General features: G+C 39.6%; 14 protein-coding genes. 5 read left to right on the forward strand and 9 right to left on the reverse strand.

Translation table 11 applies throughout. The features are described 5' to 3' along the window. Positions 1-38 precede the first annotated feature (38 nt). Positions 39-2,285, reverse strand: coding sequence for a primosomal protein N' (gene priA, locus LT090_RS14435; protein WP_226996488.1), 2,247 nt, complete (start codon positions 2,283-2,285; stop codon positions 39-41). A 275-nt stretch (positions 2,286-2,560) separates the two neighbouring features. On the opposite strand from priA, the gene rpmE reads away from it, so the two are divergent. Both rpmE and rraA read left to right on the forward strand, forming a co-directional pair. Further along, positions 2,561-2,773, forward strand: coding sequence for a 50S ribosomal protein L31 (rpmE, locus tag LT090_RS14440; protein WP_068544268.1), 213 nt, complete (start codon positions 2,561-2,563; stop codon positions 2,771-2,773). Positions 2,774-2,991: 218 nt separating this feature from the next. After that, entirely contained in the window at positions 2,992-3,477 is a 486-nt protein-coding gene (gene rraA, locus LT090_RS14445) for a ribonuclease E activity regulator RraA (protein ID WP_068544269.1), read from the forward strand. A gap of 20 nt (positions 3,478-3,497) precedes the next feature. Here rraA and LT090_RS14450 read toward each other — a convergent pair whose 3' ends face one another. From LT090_RS14450 to LT090_RS14480, 7 genes are all read right to left on the reverse strand, one after another. Continuing rightward, positions 3,498-4,367 carry an acetoacetate decarboxylase family protein gene (locus tag LT090_RS14450; protein WP_068544270.1) on the reverse strand — a complete coding sequence of 290 codons (870 nt, stop codon included), beginning with the start codon at positions 4,365-4,367 and terminating at the stop codon, positions 3,498-3,500. A 190-nt stretch (positions 4,368-4,557) separates the two neighbouring features. Continuing rightward, on the reverse strand, positions 4,558-5,790 hold the full coding sequence (hutI, locus tag LT090_RS14455; protein ID WP_068544271.1) for an imidazolonepropionase: 1,233 nt from the start codon (positions 5,788-5,790) through the stop codon (positions 4,558-4,560). A gap of 112 nt (positions 5,791-5,902) precedes the next feature. Further along, complete coding sequence (locus LT090_RS14460; protein ID WP_068544272.1) at positions 5,903-6,745, reverse strand: LytR/AlgR family response regulator transcription factor; 843 nt, start codon at positions 6,743-6,745, stop codon at positions 5,903-5,905. 29 nt (positions 6,746-6,774) lie between these two features. Continuing rightward, positions 6,775-7,680: a sensor histidine kinase gene (locus tag LT090_RS14465; protein WP_332452269.1), complete on the reverse strand. Its 906-nt coding sequence runs from the start codon at positions 7,678-7,680 to the stop codon at positions 6,775-6,777. Between the two features lie 377 nt (positions 7,681-8,057). Beyond that, entirely contained in the window at positions 8,058-8,999 is a 942-nt protein-coding gene (locus LT090_RS14470) for a glycoside hydrolase family 17 protein (RefSeq protein ID WP_193408706.1), read from the reverse strand. Between the two features lie 149 nt (positions 9,000-9,148). Beyond that, on the reverse strand, positions 9,149-10,045 hold the full coding sequence (locus LT090_RS14475) for a glycoside hydrolase family 17 protein (RefSeq protein ID WP_082896992.1): 897 nt from the start codon (positions 10,043-10,045) through the stop codon (positions 9,149-9,151). Between the two features lie 45 nt (positions 10,046-10,090). Then, a complete protein-coding gene (locus tag LT090_RS14480) occupies positions 10,091-13,540 on the reverse strand; it encodes a hypothetical protein (protein WP_068544274.1) in 3,450 nt (1,149 codons plus the stop codon). A 391-nt stretch (positions 13,541-13,931) separates the two neighbouring features. Between LT090_RS14480 and LT090_RS14485 the strand changes: the two genes are divergently transcribed. After that, entirely contained in the window at positions 13,932-16,628 is a 2,697-nt protein-coding gene (locus LT090_RS14485) for a glycoside hydrolase family 16 protein (RefSeq protein WP_068544275.1), read from the forward strand. Between the two features lie 114 nt (positions 16,629-16,742). Beyond that, the gene (locus tag LT090_RS14490) at positions 16,743-19,775 is read left to right on the forward strand and encodes a TonB-dependent receptor (RefSeq protein WP_068544276.1); all 3,033 of its coding nucleotides are present in this window, start codon (positions 16,743-16,745) and stop codon (positions 19,773-19,775) included. A gap of 356 nt (positions 19,776-20,131) precedes the next feature. On the opposite strand, the gene LT090_RS14495 is transcribed toward LT090_RS14490, so the two are convergent. Next, positions 20,132-21,109 (reverse strand): zinc-dependent alcohol dehydrogenase family protein, encoded by a 978-nt coding sequence (locus tag LT090_RS14495; protein WP_068544277.1) that lies wholly within the window; start codon positions 21,107-21,109, stop codon positions 20,132-20,134. A 140-nt stretch (positions 21,110-21,249) separates the two neighbouring features. Between LT090_RS14495 and LT090_RS14500 the strand changes: the two genes are divergently transcribed. Beyond that, on the forward strand, positions 21,250-22,149 hold the full coding sequence (locus tag LT090_RS14500; protein ID WP_068544278.1) for a LysR family transcriptional regulator: 900 nt from the start codon (positions 21,250-21,252) through the stop codon (positions 22,147-22,149). Positions 22,150-22,206 lie beyond the last annotated feature (57 nt).

Genomic DNA, 22,206 nt, shown 5'->3' on the forward strand with positions numbered 1-22,206 from the left:
CTGCTGTAAATATTAAGTTAGCGCATGATTATTCAATACTACCAAGATAACTCTTGCGGATCGACGTCCACTGACCAACGTACTTTATGTTGTGCCGGATGGCAATGGATATTGGCAATGATCTGCGCTACCGCTTGGTGTAAATGATTGCGGCTCTTCGCCTGTAACAACAAATGAAAGCGATATTTTCCGGCTTTCTTTTCTTGTGCGGCAGCGATAGGACCACTAACCATGCATTGTTCAAATTGACCTTGACTTATATCCCTTAAAAACGACATGGGTAAGTCTGCATAGTTTGCTTCAGCGCGAAACAATGATTGAAAAGAAAATGGTGGTAGCATGGCTTGTTCCCTTTCGATAAGTGCATATCGAGCAAAATGACCATAGCCATTATTAACCAAGTCCTGTAGTAACGGATGTTCAGGAAACCTTGTTTGTACAATAACTTTACCAGGTTTACTTTCTCGTCCAGCGCGACCTGATACTTGTACTAACAATTGTGCCATTTTTTCTGGCGCTCTAAAGTCATAACTAAACAGAGCGCCATCAACATCTAGAATGGCAACTAAGGTCACGTCGGGAAAATGGTGACCTTTGGCTAACATTTGTGTGCCAATCAAGATTTGATGTTCTTTGTTCGCCACTTGTTCCAATAGTTTTGCCAATTCACCTTTGCGACGAGTGCTATCTCTATCGATGCGCACTGACGAATAGTCTGCAAATAATTCTTGGATTCGATATTCCAGCTGCTCAGTACCTTGTCCGAGCGGCTTTATGCGAACACTACCACATTCACCACATTGTCGAACAATACGTTTTTGACTACCACAATGATGACAAACCAAAAGGTTCTGAGTTTGATGCAATGTATAGGGTTTATTACAACGTTGGCATTCACAAATCCAATTACACTCTTCACAAGAAATTGCCGGCGCAAAACCACGTCGATTTAGAAAGATTAGGACCTGCTCGCCGCGTTCTAGAGTCTTTGCTATTTGTGCTTTTAATGTACCGGATAAGCCAAATTCAACTTGTTCGGTGTTCATATCAACCAAACTTATACTTGCTAAGCTGCTTTTTCCTGCACGCTTTGTTAGTTGATGGTATTGGTATTTATCCTGCAAACCATTTTGCAGTGTTTCTAACGATGGTGTGGCACTACCTAACACGATAGGAATATTCAGCGCTCGTGCTCTTAAAATGGCTAAATCACGAGCGTGATATCGAAACCCTTCTTGTTGTTTTAATGACGCGTCATGCTCCTCATCAACAACAATGATGCCGGGATTAGCTAACGGTGAAAATACCCCCGAACGAGTGGCAATGACAATACCCGCCTGTCCTTGCTTAACCTGACTCCAGGTTTGTAAGCGTTCGTTGTCATTGAGTCCAGAATGATGCAAGACCACCGGTACCTTAAAGCGTTTCTCAAAACGCGATAAGGTTTGCGGCGTTAAACCAATTTCAGGAACCAAAATCAGTACTTGTTTGCTATTAAGTAATACTTGCTCAATTATTTGCAAATACACTTCGGTTTTACCACTACCGGTGATGCCATCGACTAAATGACAAGAAAACTTATCGAGTTGCTGATTAATAGCAGAAACAATTACCGATTGTTCAATGGATAATTGCGGTTTATCAGCTTCATTTACCGCTGCTTTAGACATGCTAAATGGGCGCAGCTTAATTTGATCTTCAAAAATCAGCTGTTTTTTTAGTAGCGCGTTAATTTGAGCCTTAGTAAAACCCGCCAGTCGAATTTCTGGCCAAGTTAACTCTTGTTGGTTGGCAATATAGTCAAGCAAAGCGACTTGTTTTTTCGCTGTTTTGCTAATAGTGGCTTTTGTTTTTTCAAAATCTGCCGCTGATAGCTCATCATTTATTCGCCAACATGCTGGTGGCGTTAAATCAACAGGCTTTACTTGTCGAAGTAATACCGGCAACGCTTGAGAGATAACATCCCCAATTGGATGATGGTAATAGCGGGAGCAGGTATTTAGAAAATTAACTTGCTCCTTCGATAGGCGAGTAGTGTTATCAAATCGGCTAATTATTGGTTTAAGTTTGTCCTTATCTATATCACCAAGGCCTATATCACCAAGCTCATCGGCAAAGACTGTTTTGAGAACTATGCCTACCACTTGTCGATTGCCAAATGGAATGAGCACACGATCGCCAATACTAAACTCTAGATCAGCCAATTTATCTGGGATCGAGTAAGTAAAACTCTGCCGCATAGGCACAGGAACAGCAACGCTCAGATAGTTAGGTTTATTAGCCAAAATAGTGATTCAAATTATTCATTTATACTTTTATTAATACATTCATTTTGACTAGTAATGATCACTTTGCCAAGACAATTTAACGGAAATTTTATTGATTGCGCGCTAAAATCCGTTTCAAATTGTAAAGTTTTTATGTTTTTGGCTATTTTTTAACTGATTTAGTTGAACTCATGCGAATGTTGCCGTATGATTCGCACCCTTAAATAAATGTAACTCGTATGGTGTCTGGCAATAATGACCAGATGGCGATACGGCCTAAATAAGGTAATCCCATGAAAGACGGTATCCACCCAAATTATGTAGCCATGAAAGCAACTTGTTCTTGTGGTCACGTTATTGAAACTCGTTCAACTAAAGGCCAAGACATCTACTTAGATGTTTGTTCTGAATGTCACCCATTCTACACTGGTAAGCAAAAAGCTGTAGAAACTGGTGGTCGAGTAGACAAGTTCAACAAGCGTTTCAGCATCTTAAGCAAGAAGTAATATTACATTACTTACTTGGACTACTTAAGTCTGACAGTTTGAAAAAAGCGCCTAAAAGGCGCTTTTTTAATGCCTAAAGAAAAGTCACATCGTTTTATTCAAGCAATGAATAATAAATTTTCACTTGTCGACAATATCAAAGACGTTATACTTATTGTTAATTCAAATACTTACTAATACTAACGTTAATTCAAACCATACAAATACTGGAGTTCCCGATGGAATACAACACGTCTGAGCTATGCAACCTTTACGCTGATTCTATCGATGTTTTAGAGCCAATGTTGAGCAATTATGGTGGCATCAGTTCGTTTGGTGGCAGTGTAGTGACAATAAAATGTTTTGAAGCGAATGGTTTGATCAGCGAAACCGTCGAGCAAAACGGTGAAGGTAAAGTCTTAGTTATCGATGGTGGTGGCTCTACGAGACGCGCGTTAATTGACGTATATATTGCAGAAACTGCGGCTAAAAATGGCTGGCAAGGTATCGTCTGCTACGGTAGTGTTCGCGATGTAGATGCACTAGAAGATATTGAAATTGGTATCCAAGCAATGGTTTCTATTCCAGTCGGAGCTGACGATAGTAATGTTGGAGAGGATGACGTTGCGGTGAACTTCGCCGGCGTAACTATTTTACCCGACGATTTTATCTATGCTGACAATACTGGCATTATCTTATCGCAAGAAGCGCTCGATATAGACTAGTAATTTTTAGCTTTTAAACATTAACCGTTAAAGTTTTTGTTTGGTAATTCAAAGCATGCATTCATAGAGTTTGCATGTCTAAACTGGAAAGGTTGAGGCTCTATTTTCAACTTTTTCAGCATATCGCCGTAAGGCCCTTCTCCTATCTTTAATACGCCTGGATCATCTCCGCCAGATTTAAATAATCTATCCATATGTTTGATAAGATTAAATTCTCCCTTAAATTGAGTCGCACTTTGTTTTAGTTTGCCATCTAGAACCGAATACAAGTTTGAACGCACGTCAAAAGCCACTGGTTTGCCGTTAGTTGGCACTTTTAACGAAAAATATTCATTGCCCCACTCGTCTGTCGCCGCGATATGACTTACATCATTAACAACGTCGATGTTTATATCATCAACTACTTTTGGCAGGCCCCAAATTTTACGACCTCGGATTTGATTCTCCAAAGACGTTACCGGCATATGAAATACATGATAGCCAAAGTTTTTAAATAATTTTTCCGCCACCATCGGTAGAAGTGGCATATCAATACCGTCGTCGGTCATCACCGGGATAGTCATCGCTATTTCATTATAAGGTGCTACACCTAAAACATTTCGGTATTGATAGCAGGAAAAGGTAATTAACGCTCGGCCTTTTAGCATGCTGACAGGTTTTAATGATGAATGCGGCAGAAGCTTTTTCGCTTGTTCATAATCACAAAGGAAAACCGCGATTGCACACGATGTATCGCCATAAAAAGTTGGAAATAAATAGTCTTTAGATAGGCTTGGTGTTAATTCCAGCGGTGTATCTCTTTTATTCACAGTAAACTGTTTGAAAAAAGGGTCGTTAAATTCACTTAGGTTATCAAGTAAATCTACATCTATATTATTGTTAGCTTTCATAGGCTCACTTTCAAATAAACTCTGGCTATTAATGGTATATCATTTGTATTAGCTAAAGTTTAAGTGAAAATCACGATAAGTGTAATAGTAAAAATTACCTAATGATACTGCCGGGCAAATTACTCGGCCGAATTGCTCACTCTATACTCCGGCATAATAGTGACTTAACCGCAGCAACAAGGAAAACGGTTTAGATAACTTTCTTACCTTGTTTGTAGAGGCTACTTAATGGGTTTACACCGTATTGGTAGCACAATTGGGCCGGTTGTTGAATATCCCAAAGGGCAATATCAGCATCCATACCTACTGCTAACTCGCCTACTTTATCTTGGATGCCTAATGCACGCGCGGCATTACAAGTAACTCCTGCCAGTGCTTCCGTCGGCGTTAATCTAAATAAGGTGCAGGCCATATTCAGCATTAATTGAATCGAGTTAATAGGAGAAGAGCCAGGGTTAGCATCCGTGGCAATTGCAATACGCACATTATTATCACGTAACATCTGTACCGGTGGTAATTTAGTTTCACGTAAGAAGTAAAAAGCACCTGGAAGCAATACTGCAGTCATGCCACTTTGCTGCATTGCTTTGACGCCAGCTAAAGACAAATACTCTAGATGATCACTAGAAAGCGCATTGTATTTAGCGGCTAACTCAGTACCGCCTAAATCAGACAATTGTTCGGCGTGTACTTTAACATTAATGCCATGTTCTTTAGCTGCTTTAAATACGCGTTCGGTTTGCTCATAACTAAAACCTATACCTTCACAAAATACATCAACTGCGTCGGCTAAATTAAGATTGGCAACTTCCGGGATCATTTGCTGACAAACTAAATCGATATAGCCATCACTGTCATCTTTATACTCGACAGGCAATGCATGAGCACCTAAAAATGTTTTTTGTACGCTGACCGGTAAACTTTGTTGTAAACGTGCTGCGACCTTTAGCATTTTAACTTCATTTTCTAAATCGAGACCGTAGCCAGATTTTATTTCTAAACTTGTTACACCTTCATTATGTAGGGCGCCAAGACGTTTGTAAGCACTTGCAAACAATTCATCTTCAGTCGCTTCTCTCGTCGCTTTTACCGTTGAAACAATACCGCCACCATTTTGGGCAATCTCTTCATAACTCGCGCCTTTTAGACGTAATTCAAATTCGTTTGCACGGTTGCCGCCATAGACAATATGAGTATGACAATCAATGAGACCTGGGGTGATCCATTTACCTTGGGCGTCGATCACCTCAACGTTTTCTGTGTCGTATTGTGGCAGTTGCTCGATATTACCTAACCAAGCAATTTTACCGTCACTTAGAGCAAGTGCCGCATTTTCAATTTCACCATAGGAAGTGCCACCTTGAGTCATAGTCGCAAGGTTTACATTGATAAAAAGAGTTTGCCAAGAATGTGATGAAGACATAAGACGTTCCTATGATTTTACTGCTGTTTGAAAACGATGGGCAATGTAACCCAAAATGCAGTAATGAGCAACACATGTATATACAAGTGTCGCTGCAAAAACGCTTTAAAAATTACATATCCGTTAAGAATTTTTTAATGACATCGCGGTAATTTCGGCTGACTTTAACCTGGTCGTACTCACCAAGTTTTAGAAAGAATTCACCTTTAGTGTGCGGAATTACTTTTTGAATAAAATTAAGGTTTACGATGGTCGAACGATGCACACGCTTGAAGATACTCGGATCTAATTCTTCTAATAAGCTTTTAAGTGTACTGCGTTTAATGTGAGTTACGCCGTCGGCATGCAAACAAACATAATCTCCAGCAGCATCAATCCATTCAATATCAGCTTGTTTAAGCAAAGTGATATCATCTCTGTCTTTAATCACGACTTTACGCTCTACAGCTGCTTGTTGTAGGTCATAACCTTGCTCTGTGTCGTTAAATTGTGAGGTAAATCGAGTTTCAACAGTTTGCTTTTCATTGATACTATCGATAGCACCAATAATTCTCGTTTTGTTATCTTCACTATTTTCGCCATCACCACGATTAAAGCGATTAATTGCTCGTGTTACTGCACGCTGGATATGCTCTTCATCGATAGGCTTTAAAATGTAATCTACCGCATGAACATCAAACGCATCTAAAGCATACTGTTCAAAAGCAGTAGTAAAAACAACCATAGGCACAACATCGGTTTGTAATTTTTTAATGACTCCAAAGCCATCTGTGCCAGGCATTTGTATATCTAAAAAGATAATATCTGGTGCCAAATCCATTGTCTTTTGAATGGCTTCGCGACCATTTTTACATTCAGCAATTATTTCCAATTCGTCAAACTTACTAAGCTTTGAGCGAAGCAGTTTTAATGCAAGTGGTTCATCATCGACGATAATAGCTTTTAATTTAGTCATAGTGTTTCAACGTTACTGCTTAATAAAATTTATGATGAACTAACTGCTGATTCATACGGGATGGTGATCGTAGTTTTCAACCCCCCCGATGCAGAGATGTTCAACTCAAAGCTGAAGTTCTCACGATAAAGTACCTTAAGACGTTCGTCAATATTACGAAGTCCAACGCCCCTGCCTTGAGATATCTGTAATTTACTGCGCCCCACTTTAATACCAGAGCCTGTATCTGACATTTCCAAAACTAACTTGTCATCAATAACATCAGCTTTGAGGCTAATCGTACCGCCTTCTTCATTTTGGGCAATCACATGTTTCATCGAGTTTTCAATTACTGGCTGTAGAATCAAGCTCGGCACCTTTGCATTTTGCGCCTCAGAGCTTACTTGAAAATCCAGTGCTAATCTGTCGCCAAAGCGAGTTTTTTCAATATCTAAATATAAATTCAATGCATTGATTTCGTTGCGCAAAGCAATTTTATTATCGGGGTTATGATCTAATGAGTAGCGTAAAAACTTACTCAATTTGACTGTCATATCTTGTGCGATCTTAGATTCTTCCGTTTCTATCAACGCATTAATCGCATTTAACGTATTACATAAAAAGTGGGGGTTTAATTGATAGCGCAACATCTTAATTTGCGCTTCTCTAGCTTCAGTTTGGGCAATAATTCGCTTCATTAACTCTTGCTTGGTTTCGGCTTCAGCCTTTAACATGATGCGATGTTCTAATTGCAAAAGTTGATAATACCTAACGCCGTAGAAGACACCTGTCCAACTCAAAAATACGAAAATACTAGAAAAAAACCAACCGCCAAACTCAACCCAAATATTATCCTCTGGTACCATCATTACGATGAATATTTGCATTCGGATCAAAGTCCAAACCAATGAAATAAATATTACACCAATAAGTGTTGCGAATAATCTGCGGCTCATCGGGGATTCCCAAAAAGCCATAATGAATTTACACAAAGGAATTGAAAGTATAAAGCCCAATACCGACTGCACAAAGGTATGCATCACATTGGTGATATTGAAAGGCCCATACCAAACGGTTAGCGTGAATAAGCTAATCAGACATATAAAAAACCAATAGCCTAGTTGAATTAACCAAAAATGGCTTGATTGGTTTTTGAGGATATCTTTAAACATTCAATAAATCTCAGTAAGCAACACCCTAGAATATAAGTTACTAGGGTAAGGTTAACTTTATCGTACTTAGTTTCAGTATTTAAAGCTATAAATTTAAATAAAGATACTATATTTCTTGCTGACATTTATAAACATTTCTTTACTATCAACACCTTAAAAAACTAACAAGCAGCTGTCAGCTCCTTATCGCTAGTCTTAAATAGTTCCGCCATGACTTTTTTAGGTTTGCGATTTACGTCAAATAAACCCCAATGTTTTTCCGGCTCTTGTGGATGGTCAGAGCCTTTCCAAGGTTCATCAAAGGCTTCAAACACATAAATCAAGATATTATCGCTGTAACTCCAATCAAGTAACTGCTGATAATATGTCGCTTGTAACTCTGGCGATGCATTCCATGTTTCAATACCTCGACCATTCGATTGAGTAGCCCAACCAGCTTCAGTTATAACGACTTGCTTATCCGGGTATCTGTTAGCCACAAAATCATAATTTTGTTTTGTATAATCAATTGCTTCTTCAATAGTCTTATACTCCCATACCGGATAGGTATGAATCGAAATAAAATCTAGCTCAGCAACTAACGGCGCAAGTTTTTCAACCCAAGGGAGATAATTTTCACAGAAAGTTACCGGTAGCTTTATCTCTTCTTTAATACGACGAACATAACCAATTAAGCGATCAACGGGTACTAAGTGATCACTCCAATCAACACTGGCTTCATTGCCTATCGAAACTGAAGAAATATAAGCCTCATAGCGTTTTGAGAGCACGATTAAACGTTCAATTTGCGCTTCATTTGCATTTTTGTTTTCGAGCAATTGGCTATCTGAGTATTGGGCTCCCCAAGGACAGTTTGGATTGCCAACTTCTGCGCCAATATCAGCGCCTAACATCACTTTAAGATCAATTTTTTCGCCTTCAAGAACATTGAAAACAATATCTGCATGTGGCCCACAATCGTAAATACGAATGTGTTGCCAATACTTTGATAATATTAATAAATCTTCTTTAACTTGGTCATAGCTTGGATAAATTCCTAGTCGTGGATTTTGGTCCTCGCGGTAACCTGAATAGCAAATTGCGCTACCATGCTTTATGTTCATTTCGTTACAACCTTTATTTGTTATTTATTTTGTTTTTTATTCTTATTTTTACTTTAGTTTTGATTTTAATTTTTTATGTTTTAAACGTCTAAAAACTAAACGGTGCTGTTAAATGCTAGTTATATACCCCTAAATCTAAGCCGCTTAACCTAAACCGCTTGATCGTATTTTAGATTTCCGTCTTTATCCCATACTCCCCAATAGGCACCAACATCACCTTCGGCAGCAACTTTCCATGCCTCATCAAATGATGAAAAATAGAAAATGTCGATATTTTCTTGCTCAGCCCAAGCGAATGTATTGATAAAATACTTCAAAGAATTATCGGTAGATGGGATAGCACCGTATTCCGCTGTGCCCATTTCTGGCCAACCAGTTTCAGTAATAATAACCCGCTTACCATTACCTGCTTTTAATGCGCGCTGGTACATATCTTTCATATAAAGCAATGAATATTCTAGTGCACACCCTTCCCAAAACGGGTAACAATTGGCAAGGATTAAGTCACACGCATCCGTTACTCTTGGGTGGTCTTCAAATTCATAATATGCATCAACATAACCAACTTCGATATCGGGCAACGCCTGTTTTGCACGATTGATATAATCGATTAATTGGTCTTCGGTTAAATCGCCCCTAAGTAGCACTTCATTGCCGACCGCAAGAATATCAACATGACCTGCTTTTGCGATTTCAATCGCATTATTCAGCTCTAATTCATTGTTTTTCAAGTCATCGTCCAACCAAACGCCAACCATGGTATTTAACCCTTGTTGCTTTGCTATCTCAGCAATTTGTTCGTTGCCTTCAGTACAAGAAAACGTTCTCACCCAATTAATATTGTTTTGTATTATTTGCAGACGGTCTTTAATTTGCTGTTTGCTAATTTGACTGCCCGGCCCTTGCCCTTCAACGTAAGGACTAAAAGAAATACCGTGTATCTTGTCATCAAGCACAGCTTTCGCGATTGATTTTAGCTCATCAGTCGAAACATTTTTATAATCGTTTCCTGCCAACAGCTGTCTTTTATAAGCATTACCTGACACGTTAAACTCCAAAGAAAATAGTAGTAAAAATAAAATTAGTTAGTGTTATTCGCCATGCAATTTAGCTGGCGAAACATTGATTGTTATTTGACTGATGTTGCCATTTTTTTCAAATACATCGGCACTTAAATCAGTAGTTAATGCAAGTGAATCTATTACTTGTGTACTGCCATCGTTGAACTTAACAGTTACTGGTGCTGCATTGTCTTCTGTTAAGTTATAAACAAACGGAATTTGACACCAAGTAAACGCCAACTGCTTCGCCGACAAACCAATAGTTTTCCATTCACTGTGCACATCTAAATAGCGGAATTCACTTGCATCAGTTAAGAATTCACATTGACGTAATAGATAAGGTGAAAATGATACTGAACCATTGTTCACTCGAATACCAAACTCAGCAAAACGAGTTAAGATTTCTTCTTTTACTTGTCCGGTCATACCTGGTTGTTGTGCACCAGCATGTTTTGGCGTGTGTGAATAAGGGTCGGTTGGGAATGCGCCATACTCTTTCGGCGTTTTGTTAAAGCTTAAGCCTTCTCTAACGCGATAGTAATAGTTTGCTAATTGGTGACAAACTTCGGCATCTTCGTTATTTTCAACCGCTTTAAAGAATACTTCTTCTGCCGCTAACAATAGTTTCGATACCATATGCCAATAGATACAACCCAAACCTTCAAAGCCAAACATACCACCCGAACGGCCGGTAAATTGTTGATGATTGAAAACCGATTCATATATCGCAATAAGAGCTTCTTTCTCAGCAATTATTTCATCACCGTAGCGTCCTTCTAACGCATCGATAGTTGCGATTAAATCATTAACGTTTTTAAATTCTGCGTTAAATCTAAATGCACCATTTGAATCTTTTTCAATAATTTGACGGTCATCTAAAGTCAGCATTTTACGTAATATGGTAGAGCCATAAACGTCATCGCTTGCAATAACATTCTTCTCTAAGAAGCTTGGTAATTTGCGTTCTGGGTAAAGTAAGAAGCTTTGCTGGTCTTGACGATAAACGGTGCTTGCAAACAATGATTCAAATACCTTGATCGATTGTTCTGAACTTAAGGTACCTGAGCTTAATGCAGCAACTTGTCCTTCCAACATTGGATATAAAGTATCAACTTGTGCCGATTGCTGCTCAAAGCTGATCAAGTTGTACGCATTATACAGACCATCACTGCGCTCATTAACTGCCATTGTATGATCAATTGCCGCTAGAGCATTACTGAGCATGTTATTAATCACTTCAACAGATTGTGATTGTTGTCCAGAAAATACTTGTTGTTTATAAATAGTTTGACGGTATTCACAGGCAGCATTACCAAGTTTTTCTAACTGTTCATAGCGTTGCTGATCTGTCAGTTGATTACCATTTAGCTTGCCACCACTAATCAGCGGCTCTAGTTCATTCATTGCCTCAGCGGTTTTGAGTAGCCACTGATTCACTTCCGTTGACAGCAAAACATCGCTTGTTTGATCAACTAATAACTTTTGCAAAAACGTTACATAGCGACGCAAGTAAGACAGCGTTACCATGGATAACCCTTGTCCAACGAGCGCATTGTTAGCATCGTTCCATTCCGGGCGTTGTGTATTTAACCAGACACCACCTTCAACAACAAAGTTGCCAAGTTTGGCCAGCAAGGTTACCAGTAATTTTTCAAGTAAGTTAACTAAGTAAACATTGCCATTGTTATCGAGCAACAACTTGCCATCAGCACCAATTTTTTCGACTCGCTGTTCAATTTTTTGCGCTAATTCTTCATCAAAAAGTACGGTATCTTTAGCATTAAAAACAAGATCAGAAAAAGGCTTTATGCGATAAGGCACATTGGCATAACTAAATATCTGTTTAGTTAATAATTCATTTAATCGTTGCGGATGAAACTGTTGAGAAAGCTCAAGTAGCTTTTCAAGATAGATGATCTGGTGATCACCCCAGTAGCCGATATAACTCCACGGATCCGCTTCATCTTCTACTTCCCAATCGATGCCATCTTTGGTGATCCGATATGGGTTATAGCCATCAATCGTCGAGGCGTTAACAAATTTAGCGATGACATTTTCGATAAACTCAGGATAACTAAACGTTAGCGCTTCCCAGTTTTGGAAGATGTCACGCCAGTTGCCTTGATAAGTCAGCAAACGATTATCATTTTCGTCTTTCAATTTAATGGCAAAGTCATTCCAAGGACGGCTCGGATCACCGTGACGACGACCAAAAGCGATTGGTAAATACTCATAACAAATGCGCAATAATTGCGGGTCATTAGCCTGTTTAATATGTGTTAACAGACTTGGGAAAAGTTCTTGCTTTGGTAATCCAGACAGTAGCTCTTGATGACGATTAAATACATCAAGGTTGAAGTGTTTAATGCTATGAACAAAATCGGACGTATTAATCAAATATTGATTATCAACGGCACCACCGCGAAGCAAATTGAACTGTACATTGGCATAGTGATGCACCGAAACTTCTTCTTCTGCGGTCATCTGGAATGCATCACCTGAAGCCATGATTCTAGATAATTCATCACTGCCATGAGCAATACTCTGCTCAATCGTATTGGCTAAAGCGCTGCGGTCATTTAGCTGACTTGCTAAACTAACCACTTGTGTCTGTGTCTGTTCTACATTGGAAACTATTTGCCAGCTCTTACTGCTTTGGCCACTCAATGCAAAACTTGAGTTAACAAAATAGCAACCACGGATCCCGCGTTTATGCGGTTCTGCATTAATACTTTGTCCCTGTCTAAATGCTTTTAATTGCTCAGCCGAAAGTAGTACAGATGCGTTATCAAGACCCAGATTAAATACGGTATTAGCCTTTAATGACTCAGCAGGTTCTGCTCTATCGGTAATGGCAGAAAACAAAGTGAAACACGCTAGTCCTGTTTGAACATCGACCTCACTCCATTTGTAAGCATCGACTAAGTTACTTGAGTTGGTCTGTGTAAAACGCGGGGTACCAGCTGGCAACAAGTTTTGTAAGCCATCGATTAGCTCTATATTTCTTGCCATTGAACCATGGTTTATAAGTTCACTATTACGGACAAAACCATATTCTTCACTGAACAACCAGGTGTATCTAAACGTAAGTTGTAAATCGTGGTTAATTTCCTCGAAGCACAATTTATTACCTAAGATGTTTTTATAGAGATTACGAGTTATATCATATCTACCGTCATGCTCCTTATTGAATGCTTCCCAGTGAAGGTAGTTGTTATTATCTTTGATTCTAAAAAGAGTTTTACTGCCAGTGTGTAAATAACTGTCATGAATTTTATCCACGGTAACGTAAGGAAAAAGTGGCGTATTGGGTGAAACACGACCTGCGGTTAAGCCGCCAGTAGATGAAATAAATAACCAATGATCACTGTTTGATATAACGCTTATAAAAAATGGATCCATTTGATCCATATTATTAATTGCATAGTATCTTTCGTCAGCTAAAGTAACGAAGTTACCGTTTATCGCTTTAGGGTTCATATTAAGTCCAACCTAAATAGGTTTAAATGTTTTGCGTTTGCATATTGCGTAATTTTACTTAATGCCGACATTAATCAATAAAATATCTAGTGCAATCGAAATAAGTTCAAGCGGACTTAAGGAGCGACAGGAAGTCCACTTTGTCGATAATTTAGCTGGATGATGACTGCTATTTATGTTGTTCTATAGAAAGCAATATTGCAGCAAATTCAGGACGAAAAAATGGATTTGTCCATTTTAACTTTTCCTTAATCCGTTTTACCGTATTTCATTACTATTTAAAATTTTGCTGTGGTACCACTAAGCTAAGACATTAACAATTTGTTCATTTTTACATTCAATCTCTACAACTATAAGAATGCGAGCTGAACAAAATCTCTGGGGAGAGAACATGACTAAAATAGGTAGCGCAAAACTTAAGTCTAGCGCCATTGCAACAATGATCGGTGTTTCCGTAACAGTAGGCTTAGCAGGCTGTGACGACACAAACACAGACACGGACTATAAATCAATCGACGTTAGCCAGCCGGTTAGCGATTGGGAAATGGTTTGGAATGATGAATTCGATGGTGATTCAATCGATTCGAGCAAATGGTTCCATGAAATTAATTGTGATGGTGGTGGTAACCAAGAAGAGCAGTGTTATACAGATAGCCCTGAAAACTCATATGTTGCCGATGGTGTATTAAACATTGTCGCATTACCAGCAGAAGAAGGCGCACCTCAGCCATACACTTCAGCTCGTTTAAACACAAAAAACTTAGGCGACTTTAAATATGGTCGTTTTGAGATGCGAGCGAAACTTCCATACGGTCAAGGTTCACACCCCGCATTTTGGATGCTACCTACGGATGACGTATACGGTGGCTGGCCAAATTCTGGTGAAATCGATATTTTAGAAGCCGTTAATTTAAAAACAATTAACGATGAAGGCGTTACTGAATCTCACATTTACGGTACGTTACATTACGGTAAAGATTCACCGAACAATTCTCGCTCTGGTAAAGAATACATGATGCCAGCTGACTCAAATCCTGCTGATGACTACCATACCTATGCAGTTGAGTGGCAAGAAGGTGAAATGCGTTGGTATGTAGATGGTTACTTATACGCGACTCAAATGGCTTCAAAAGTGAGATATAACTCAAAAGGTGACGCAATTGGACTAAGTCATCGTGGTTGGTTTGTAGAATACTACAACCAAGTTACTGGTGAGCTTGAAACTCATTGGGATGAAGCACCGTTTGATCAAGAATTTCATTTATTACTCAACTTGGCTGTTGGCGGTACTTGGGCAAGTAATGTAAATGACGGCGGTATCGACCCGGCAGCATTTGCCGATGGTCAAACCTATTCAATTGATTACGTACGTGTTTATGAGTGTTCTATAGACCCAGACACGGGTAAAGGTTGTGACACAGTACGTGCCGGTTATAAAGATGAAGAAGACGCACTTGTTATAGGTGCAGCGCCTATTCCATCGCCACCTTCATCAGGTATCCCGGTTAACTTAACTATTTTTGATGACGCTGAAAATCCTTTATGGCAATTATGGGATTGCTGTGGCGGTTCAACTCCAGAAGTCGTTGATGACGAAGATGCTAATTACGGTGCGGTTTCAAGATTTGAAATCGGCGCTGCCCCAACAGTAATGGGTTATACCACACGTGAAGGTCACGGCGTTGAAGGCAGTGGTCCTTTTGATGCGTCACCTATGATTGCAGATGGTAAAATCGCTTTTGATATGAAAATTGTCACAGCACCGGCTAATGCTACTGCTACATGGCACCTGAAAGTAGAAAGTAGTGAAGGTACTACTGAAGCTGAGTTCCAACTGACCGAAAGCATAGAAGGTGTTGCTCCGGTTGTTGGTGAATGGCAACGTTACTCATTTAACCTTTCAACGTTAGCTGATGCTGGTTTAGACCTTTCAGCAATTGACGTGGTAATGATATTCCCAGCATGGGGTCAAGGTGAAGGTGCGGTTTATCATGTTGATAACGTAACTATTGCACAAGAAGGCGTATCTGCTCCAGAGCTTATTTTATTCGAAGATACGGCTAACTCTGATTGGGCGGTATGGGACTGTTGTAGCGGCACTATGCCTACAGAAGAAATCGATGACGAAGCACACGGTACAACCGTTGAATTTACAATTATCGGTGACGGCGCAACTGTTATGGGCTTCAACTCTCGCTCAGGTGATGGTGGTGCAGGTATTCCATTTGATGCAACAGCAATTCTCGCTGATGGCGTATTCCAATTCGAATTAAAACTAATGACACCAGCTGATGGTGGTGATGTTGATTGGAAAGCAAAATTAGAATCGGCTGAAGGTGATACTACTCTTGATTTAGATTTTGTTCTAGATAGCCAAGAAAAAGTCGCACCAGTAGTAGGGGAATGGCAAACCTATACATTCAAGTTAGCAGATTTGTCTGCAGCGGGTCTAGATGTTAGTGCCATTGATGTTGTCATGATATTCCCAGCTTGGGGAACAGGTACCGGTGCAGTTTACCGCGTAGATAATGCCAAGATTTATTCTCCAAGTGCAGCAAGTAGTGGTGGCGGTTCAGCGTCTGGCATGCTGTTCGAAGACAACGCGACATCAGGTTGGGTGTTATGGGATTGTTGTGCAGGCTCTACACCAACGGTTGAAACCGATGATGAAGATCACGGTGCGACAGCAGAATTCTCTATCGGGGCAACAGCGACGGTAATGGGTCTTACTTCACGTTCTGTTGATGGCGGTGGCGGTGTTTCATTTGATGCCAGCGCGTTATTATCAAGTGGTGTCGTGCAATTTGATATGAAAGTTGTATCTGCGCCAATTGACTCAAGTGCCGATTGGAAATTTAAAATTGAATCGGGCGGCGGTGATAAAGCTAAAGAATTTTCTTTAACTGAAAGTCTTGAAGGTGCAGCACCAGTAACAGGTGAATGGCAAACCTACACATTTACTATTCTAGATATATTCGATGCTGAAGTTGATATTAGTGATATTGATGTATTGATGATTTTCCCAGCATGGGGAGCGGGTGAAGGCGCGGTTTATCGAATTGATAATCTGAAAATTGCTAACCCTTAATATTAATCAATAACAAATATTAATGTGCGACGTATGACATTAAAAATGACAATAAATCAGTCATACGTTGACTTCACATTGAACATAAATACTTAAAAAATAAGTAGGAAAATTATGAAACAAGTTAACTTTAATAAAAAACAACTTGCTGCCACTATCTCAATACTACTAGGCACAAGTATGCTAATGCCGGCTTATGCCGAAGAAGAACAGGCTGCTAATGAGGCGATTGTCACAGAGCAGCAAGAAGATGAAATAGAAGTCATTGAAGTTCAAGGTATCAAAGGCAGTTTAGTTCGCTCAATGGATGTAAAACGTAGTTCATCTGGTGTTGTTGATGCAATTTCATCAGAAGAAATGGGTAAATTTCCGGATACCAACTTAGCTGAATCCTTGCAACGTATTACTGGTGTTTCAGTAAGCCGTGCCAACGGTGAAGGTAGCCAAGTAACGGTTCGTGGTTTTGGTCCTTCATTCAACTTAGTAACTCTAAACGGTCGACAAATGGCAGGAACGGGATTTACTCGTTCATTTAATTTTGAAAACCTGTCATCTGAAGGTGTAAGTACATTAGAAGTATACAAAACTGCACGTTCAGATGTTCCAACAGGTGGTCTTGGTGCAACAATAAATGTTGTAACGTCTAAGCCATTTCAAAATCCAGGTCAAAAGTTTTCGTTTATGGCCAAAGGAATACACGACACTTCAGTTGAAGCTGGAGATGATTTAACGCCTGAAATTTCAGGTATTTACAGTAATACCTTTGATGACGATAGATATGGTATATCGGCCAATTTCTCTTATCAGCGTAGGGATTTTCAGAGACAAGCAGCGAATGTTCGCTCTTGGATAGTTAACCCTTCATTGTCAGTAGACGATGAAAATATCACTGACAACAGACCTGTGGATGCTAATGGTGAAGTAGTTAAACAGTATGTCGGTATGAGAACGGATCCAGAAACAGGTGAACAATCTGTAGGGCCAATGGCTGCAACTTTCTTCCCGCAAGAAATCAGCTTTTCTAGAGATGACGTAGAGCGTGAACGTATCAATGCGCAAGTAACTTTTCAATTTGCAGCAACGGATGATCTGATTTTTACCGTTGACCATACCATCACTAAAGCAGAAACAGGCAATAACTCTCTTTCATGGGGGATATGGAATGGCTCCTTTGGTGGTAACGCAAATTCATATGAGGTAGATGAAAACGGTACTGCGATTTATTACAATTCATCAGGCGATGATGGTTCATTTACTTCCTTTAGAGAAACCAGTGAAGTTGACTCAGCTGCAACCGGTATCAATATCGAATGGTACGTGACTGATGATTTGAGCTTTACCCTTGATGCACATAATTCTAAAACTGAAACCGACAATGGTGCAGATTCTGGCCTTGGGGCAAACGCAAGAGTTATCTTAGGCTCTGCCGATCTTGCAAGCAAAGAATACTTTTTCCGAGGAGGCGACATTCCAGGCTTTAATATCAACTGGAATAACGGTTCTCAAGAAATACACCCAAGTCAAATCGGTTCAAACTTCAGTATATTTACAAGAACACCAGGTGAGTCTGAAGTTTCCCAAATTCAGTTAGACGGTAAGTGGTTAGTTGAAACTGACATCGGGTTAAACACCGTGAAGTTTGGCGCAGCTTACACGGAACAATCTCTTAGTGGCTGGGGTGGTTCAAACAACGCAAATGCACCAGGTTTCAATAATGGTACTTTTGCTGAGATCTTTCCAGACGGTATGTTTACAAGAGTCGACCTAGGCGGCTTCCTTGATCAGTTTTCTTTCGGTTCAGGTGGCGTAGCTCCAGGTTACGCGTATACGTACGATATCGAAGAAGCAATCGCTAGACAAGAAGCTGTATTAACTGAAGAAGTGCTTGGTAGTGATGCATATGAAATTGGAACCTTCGATGGTTTTCCAACGAATAAAATAGAAGAAGATACAACCAGTTTCTATGTATCAACAGATTGGGACTTTGAAATTAGCGATTATTACATCGAAGTAAATGTTGGTGTGCGCTATGAAGAAACCGAAATAGTGAGCCCTGCAAAGAGTCAAGTAGCTGAGCTCGTTTATTGGGCAGGTGGTTCAGAATGGATAACACAGTTTGCTAGTGGTGGTGAACTTGTTGAAGTTGACTATGAAGGTAGCTACGACGTACTTCTTCCAATGCTAGACATAAAACTTGATATTACCGACGATTTAGTTGCTAGAGCATCTTGGGGACAATCAATCACCAGACCTACACTTGGTGATATGCTTGGAAACCTAAGCTTAACACCATCACCGAAAATTGGTTCAAGAAGTGGTAGCCGAGGCAACCCAAATTTGAAGCCATTTAAATCGACTAACATAGACCTTACATTAGAATATTACTATGACGATGCAAGTTATGCAGCTGCAGGTTTATTTTGGAAAGATGTAGATGATTGGATTGACAATACAGAAGTCACTACTACGTATGATCATTTACATGATGTCTACCAAGGTCAACGCTGGAACAATGCTGTAAGCACTATAGAAGGACGAGGTGAGCAAGCGACTGACACTGCTATATACAATGAGATCGTGAGCAACGGCGTAGGTATTGGTGAGAACAATCGAGTTCTACCAGACCCTGCCAGTGACCCATTGATTGACTGGACAATTAGTTCTCCAGAAAATGTTGGCTCACGTAAAGTTAATGGTATCGAGTTAGCAATTCAACACATGTTTGGTGACTCTGGTTTTGGTACTGGATTCAATGCAACGTTTGTTGATGGCGATGTTGAATACGATAATTATAGCTTGTTATCACAAGCAGTACTGGCCGGGCTAAGTGATTCAGCTAACTTGCAGGGATTCTATGAAAAAGATGGATTGTCAGTTAAGATCACTGGTGCATGGCGCGATGAGTACCTAATTGGCCAAGGTCTTCCAGATGCAGCAGGTTCTCCTCCGCAATACGCAGAAGAATTTCTTCAATGGGACCTAAGCATTAACTACGATGTGACGAAAAATATGACCGTATTCTTTGAAGGTGTAAACTTAACTGAAGAAACCGAGCGTTCATACAGTCGTTTCGAGAGTCAATTCTTAAGTGCAGCTCAATACGGTGCAAGATATGCAGTCGGATTTAGATACACTTTAGGTGACTAATAATGTTGTGAACTAAAGCCGCTCTCCTGAGCGGCTTTTTTATGCCTATCTATACAAAGTCATGTTAAATAGCGTAAATTATTAAAGTAACCCTAAGCTCATATAAATAGTTACGGAAATAAATTAAAAAGGAGTATTTATGACTTGGTCAGCAATTGGTGGCATTGTCGTGGTAATGATTATTATTTTTATCGCAGCAAAATCATCTAAAAAGAAGAAGTAGTGATTAGCTCGAATAAGCGAAGATTCAGACGCACAATATTAGTAAAAGACCATCGTATTTATTTCTATTGTTGTTTAAGGTATCGGGTAGGAAATAACACAAATCCTGCCGATACCTTTCATTCTGATGAATTTTAAGCTGTTAGTACAAGCTTTCCTACCACTTTACCTGATGAAAATCTATCGTGAGCCTTAGCCACATCCCAGATCGAATAATTGCTCTCATCAATAATTGGGGTGATCTTTCCAGCATCAACTAACGCTGCAATTTCAGTGAGAATACGACCATGTGATTGTTGATTAATCCCATGAACAAGTGGGATCAACATTAATACACTATGAAACGACAAGCTTTTAAGCGCAACTTGTAACGGATCCTCAATCGGTAAAATAGTGGATACATGACCGTTAAACCTAGCAGCTTCAAATGATTGTTGAATATTTTCACCTGCGACAGTATCAAATATTTTATCGAAGCCCACACCATTTGTGTAAGTTTGCACATAATCTTCAACTTTTACACTGGTGTAATCAACCAAATTATCTGCACCTACCGTTTTAGCAAGTTCTGCGTTAGCCGGTGAATGTGTTGAAGTAACATTAGCTCCTAATACCTTAGCAAGCTGCACTGCAATATGGCCAACTCCGCCTGTTGTTCCATGAATCAAAACGTTATCACCTGCAGAGACATTCATTTTATTTACAAGTGCTTCATATGAAGTTATTGCAACTAATGGGAGTGCCGCGGCTTGTTTCATAGAAAGTGTTTTAGGCTTTTTAGCCATAAGACGAGCATCAACTAACATATACTCCGCTAAAGCGCCGTCTACACCATTTATACCACCAGCCATTCCATACACTTCATCACCAATAGCAAAGTCGCTCACATCTTCGCCAACTTCTACAACGATACCGGCAACGTCACCATGTAGTATTTCTGGTAAGTTAGCAGACCAAGGAAGTTCAACAGATCTCAACATGACGTCAATCGGGTTTACACTCGTCGCTTTGACTTCTACTACCATATGGCCACGTTTGAGAGCAGGTTTAGCTTTGTCTGCCATCTGGAATACATCAGTTGTACCGATCTCTTTAATTATCATTGCCTTCATAATATTTACTCTGTTGGTTTAAAGTGAGGGCATTTTACCGATTGCTGATAAGGCAAACAATAATCACAAAAGCAAATCACCTTTGCCTTTTAAGCAATGCAGAGTTAAAGTTATTACTAACTAACTTGAAAGGTAAAGTCATGAGCTCATTAAATCGATTGTTGTATTTTAACTGCGTAGTTGAAACAGGCAGCATCTCAGCAGCTAGTCGAATCTATGATGTCCAGCCATCTTCAATTTCGCGACAGCTAGCCGCACTTGAGCAAGAGCTTGGAGTAAAACTATTAAACAAGACCACCAGAAATTCCGGTTTAACAGAAGCTGGAAAAAAATACTATGAATACTCACAACGAATAGTTACCGAATTCGATGATGCTAAAAGAGCAGTAAATGACCTGCAAGAAAAGCCACAAGGCAAGCTCAAATTAAGTATGACGGTTGGTTTTGGTGAAAGTGTTGTGCTGCCTTTAATTAACGACTTCATGCTCTTGTATCCAAGCATCAATGTACAGCTGGAATTGACAGAAAGAGTGGTTGACCTAGTGGAAGAAAATATCGATATAGCCATTCGCAGTGGCCGCTTACCTGACTCAAGCCTTATTTCCCGACGTTTAGCATCAAACAACTTTATATTATGTGCAAGTACTTCCTACTTAGCGAATCACGGTACTCCTAAAGACCCTGATGATTTAGTTAACTTTCAATGTATTCGATATGGTTATTCTCGATGGAAGGATTGGTATTTAATGACCGATGAAAGATCAAAGCTTGTTATTGGTAATGCTCTTACTGTGAACTCAGTCAACGGTCAAAAGCAATTAGTTCTTAATGATGCCGGGTTAGCTTTAATGCCCTTTTGGGCGGTAAAAAAAGAATTAGAAAATGGGCAGCTAACCCAAGTACTAAAAGAAGATGTATTTAGTCCCTATGAAGAGCTGAGTTCTACCTATGCCATTTATTTAAGTCGAGATATGATCCCACCTAAAACAAAGGTTTTTTTAAATTTCTTAGTTGAAAGTATTGCTAAACTGGGTATTTGACGCTGCTCTTATCGACTTTTCCTTCTGGTACAAAACAATCGTAGAAGCATCTCAATA

The organism is Thalassotalea crassostreae (assembly GCF_001831495.1).
In the GTDB taxonomy this organism is placed as follows: Bacteria; Pseudomonadota; Gammaproteobacteria; order Enterobacterales; family Alteromonadaceae; genus Thalassotalea_A; species Thalassotalea_A crassostreae.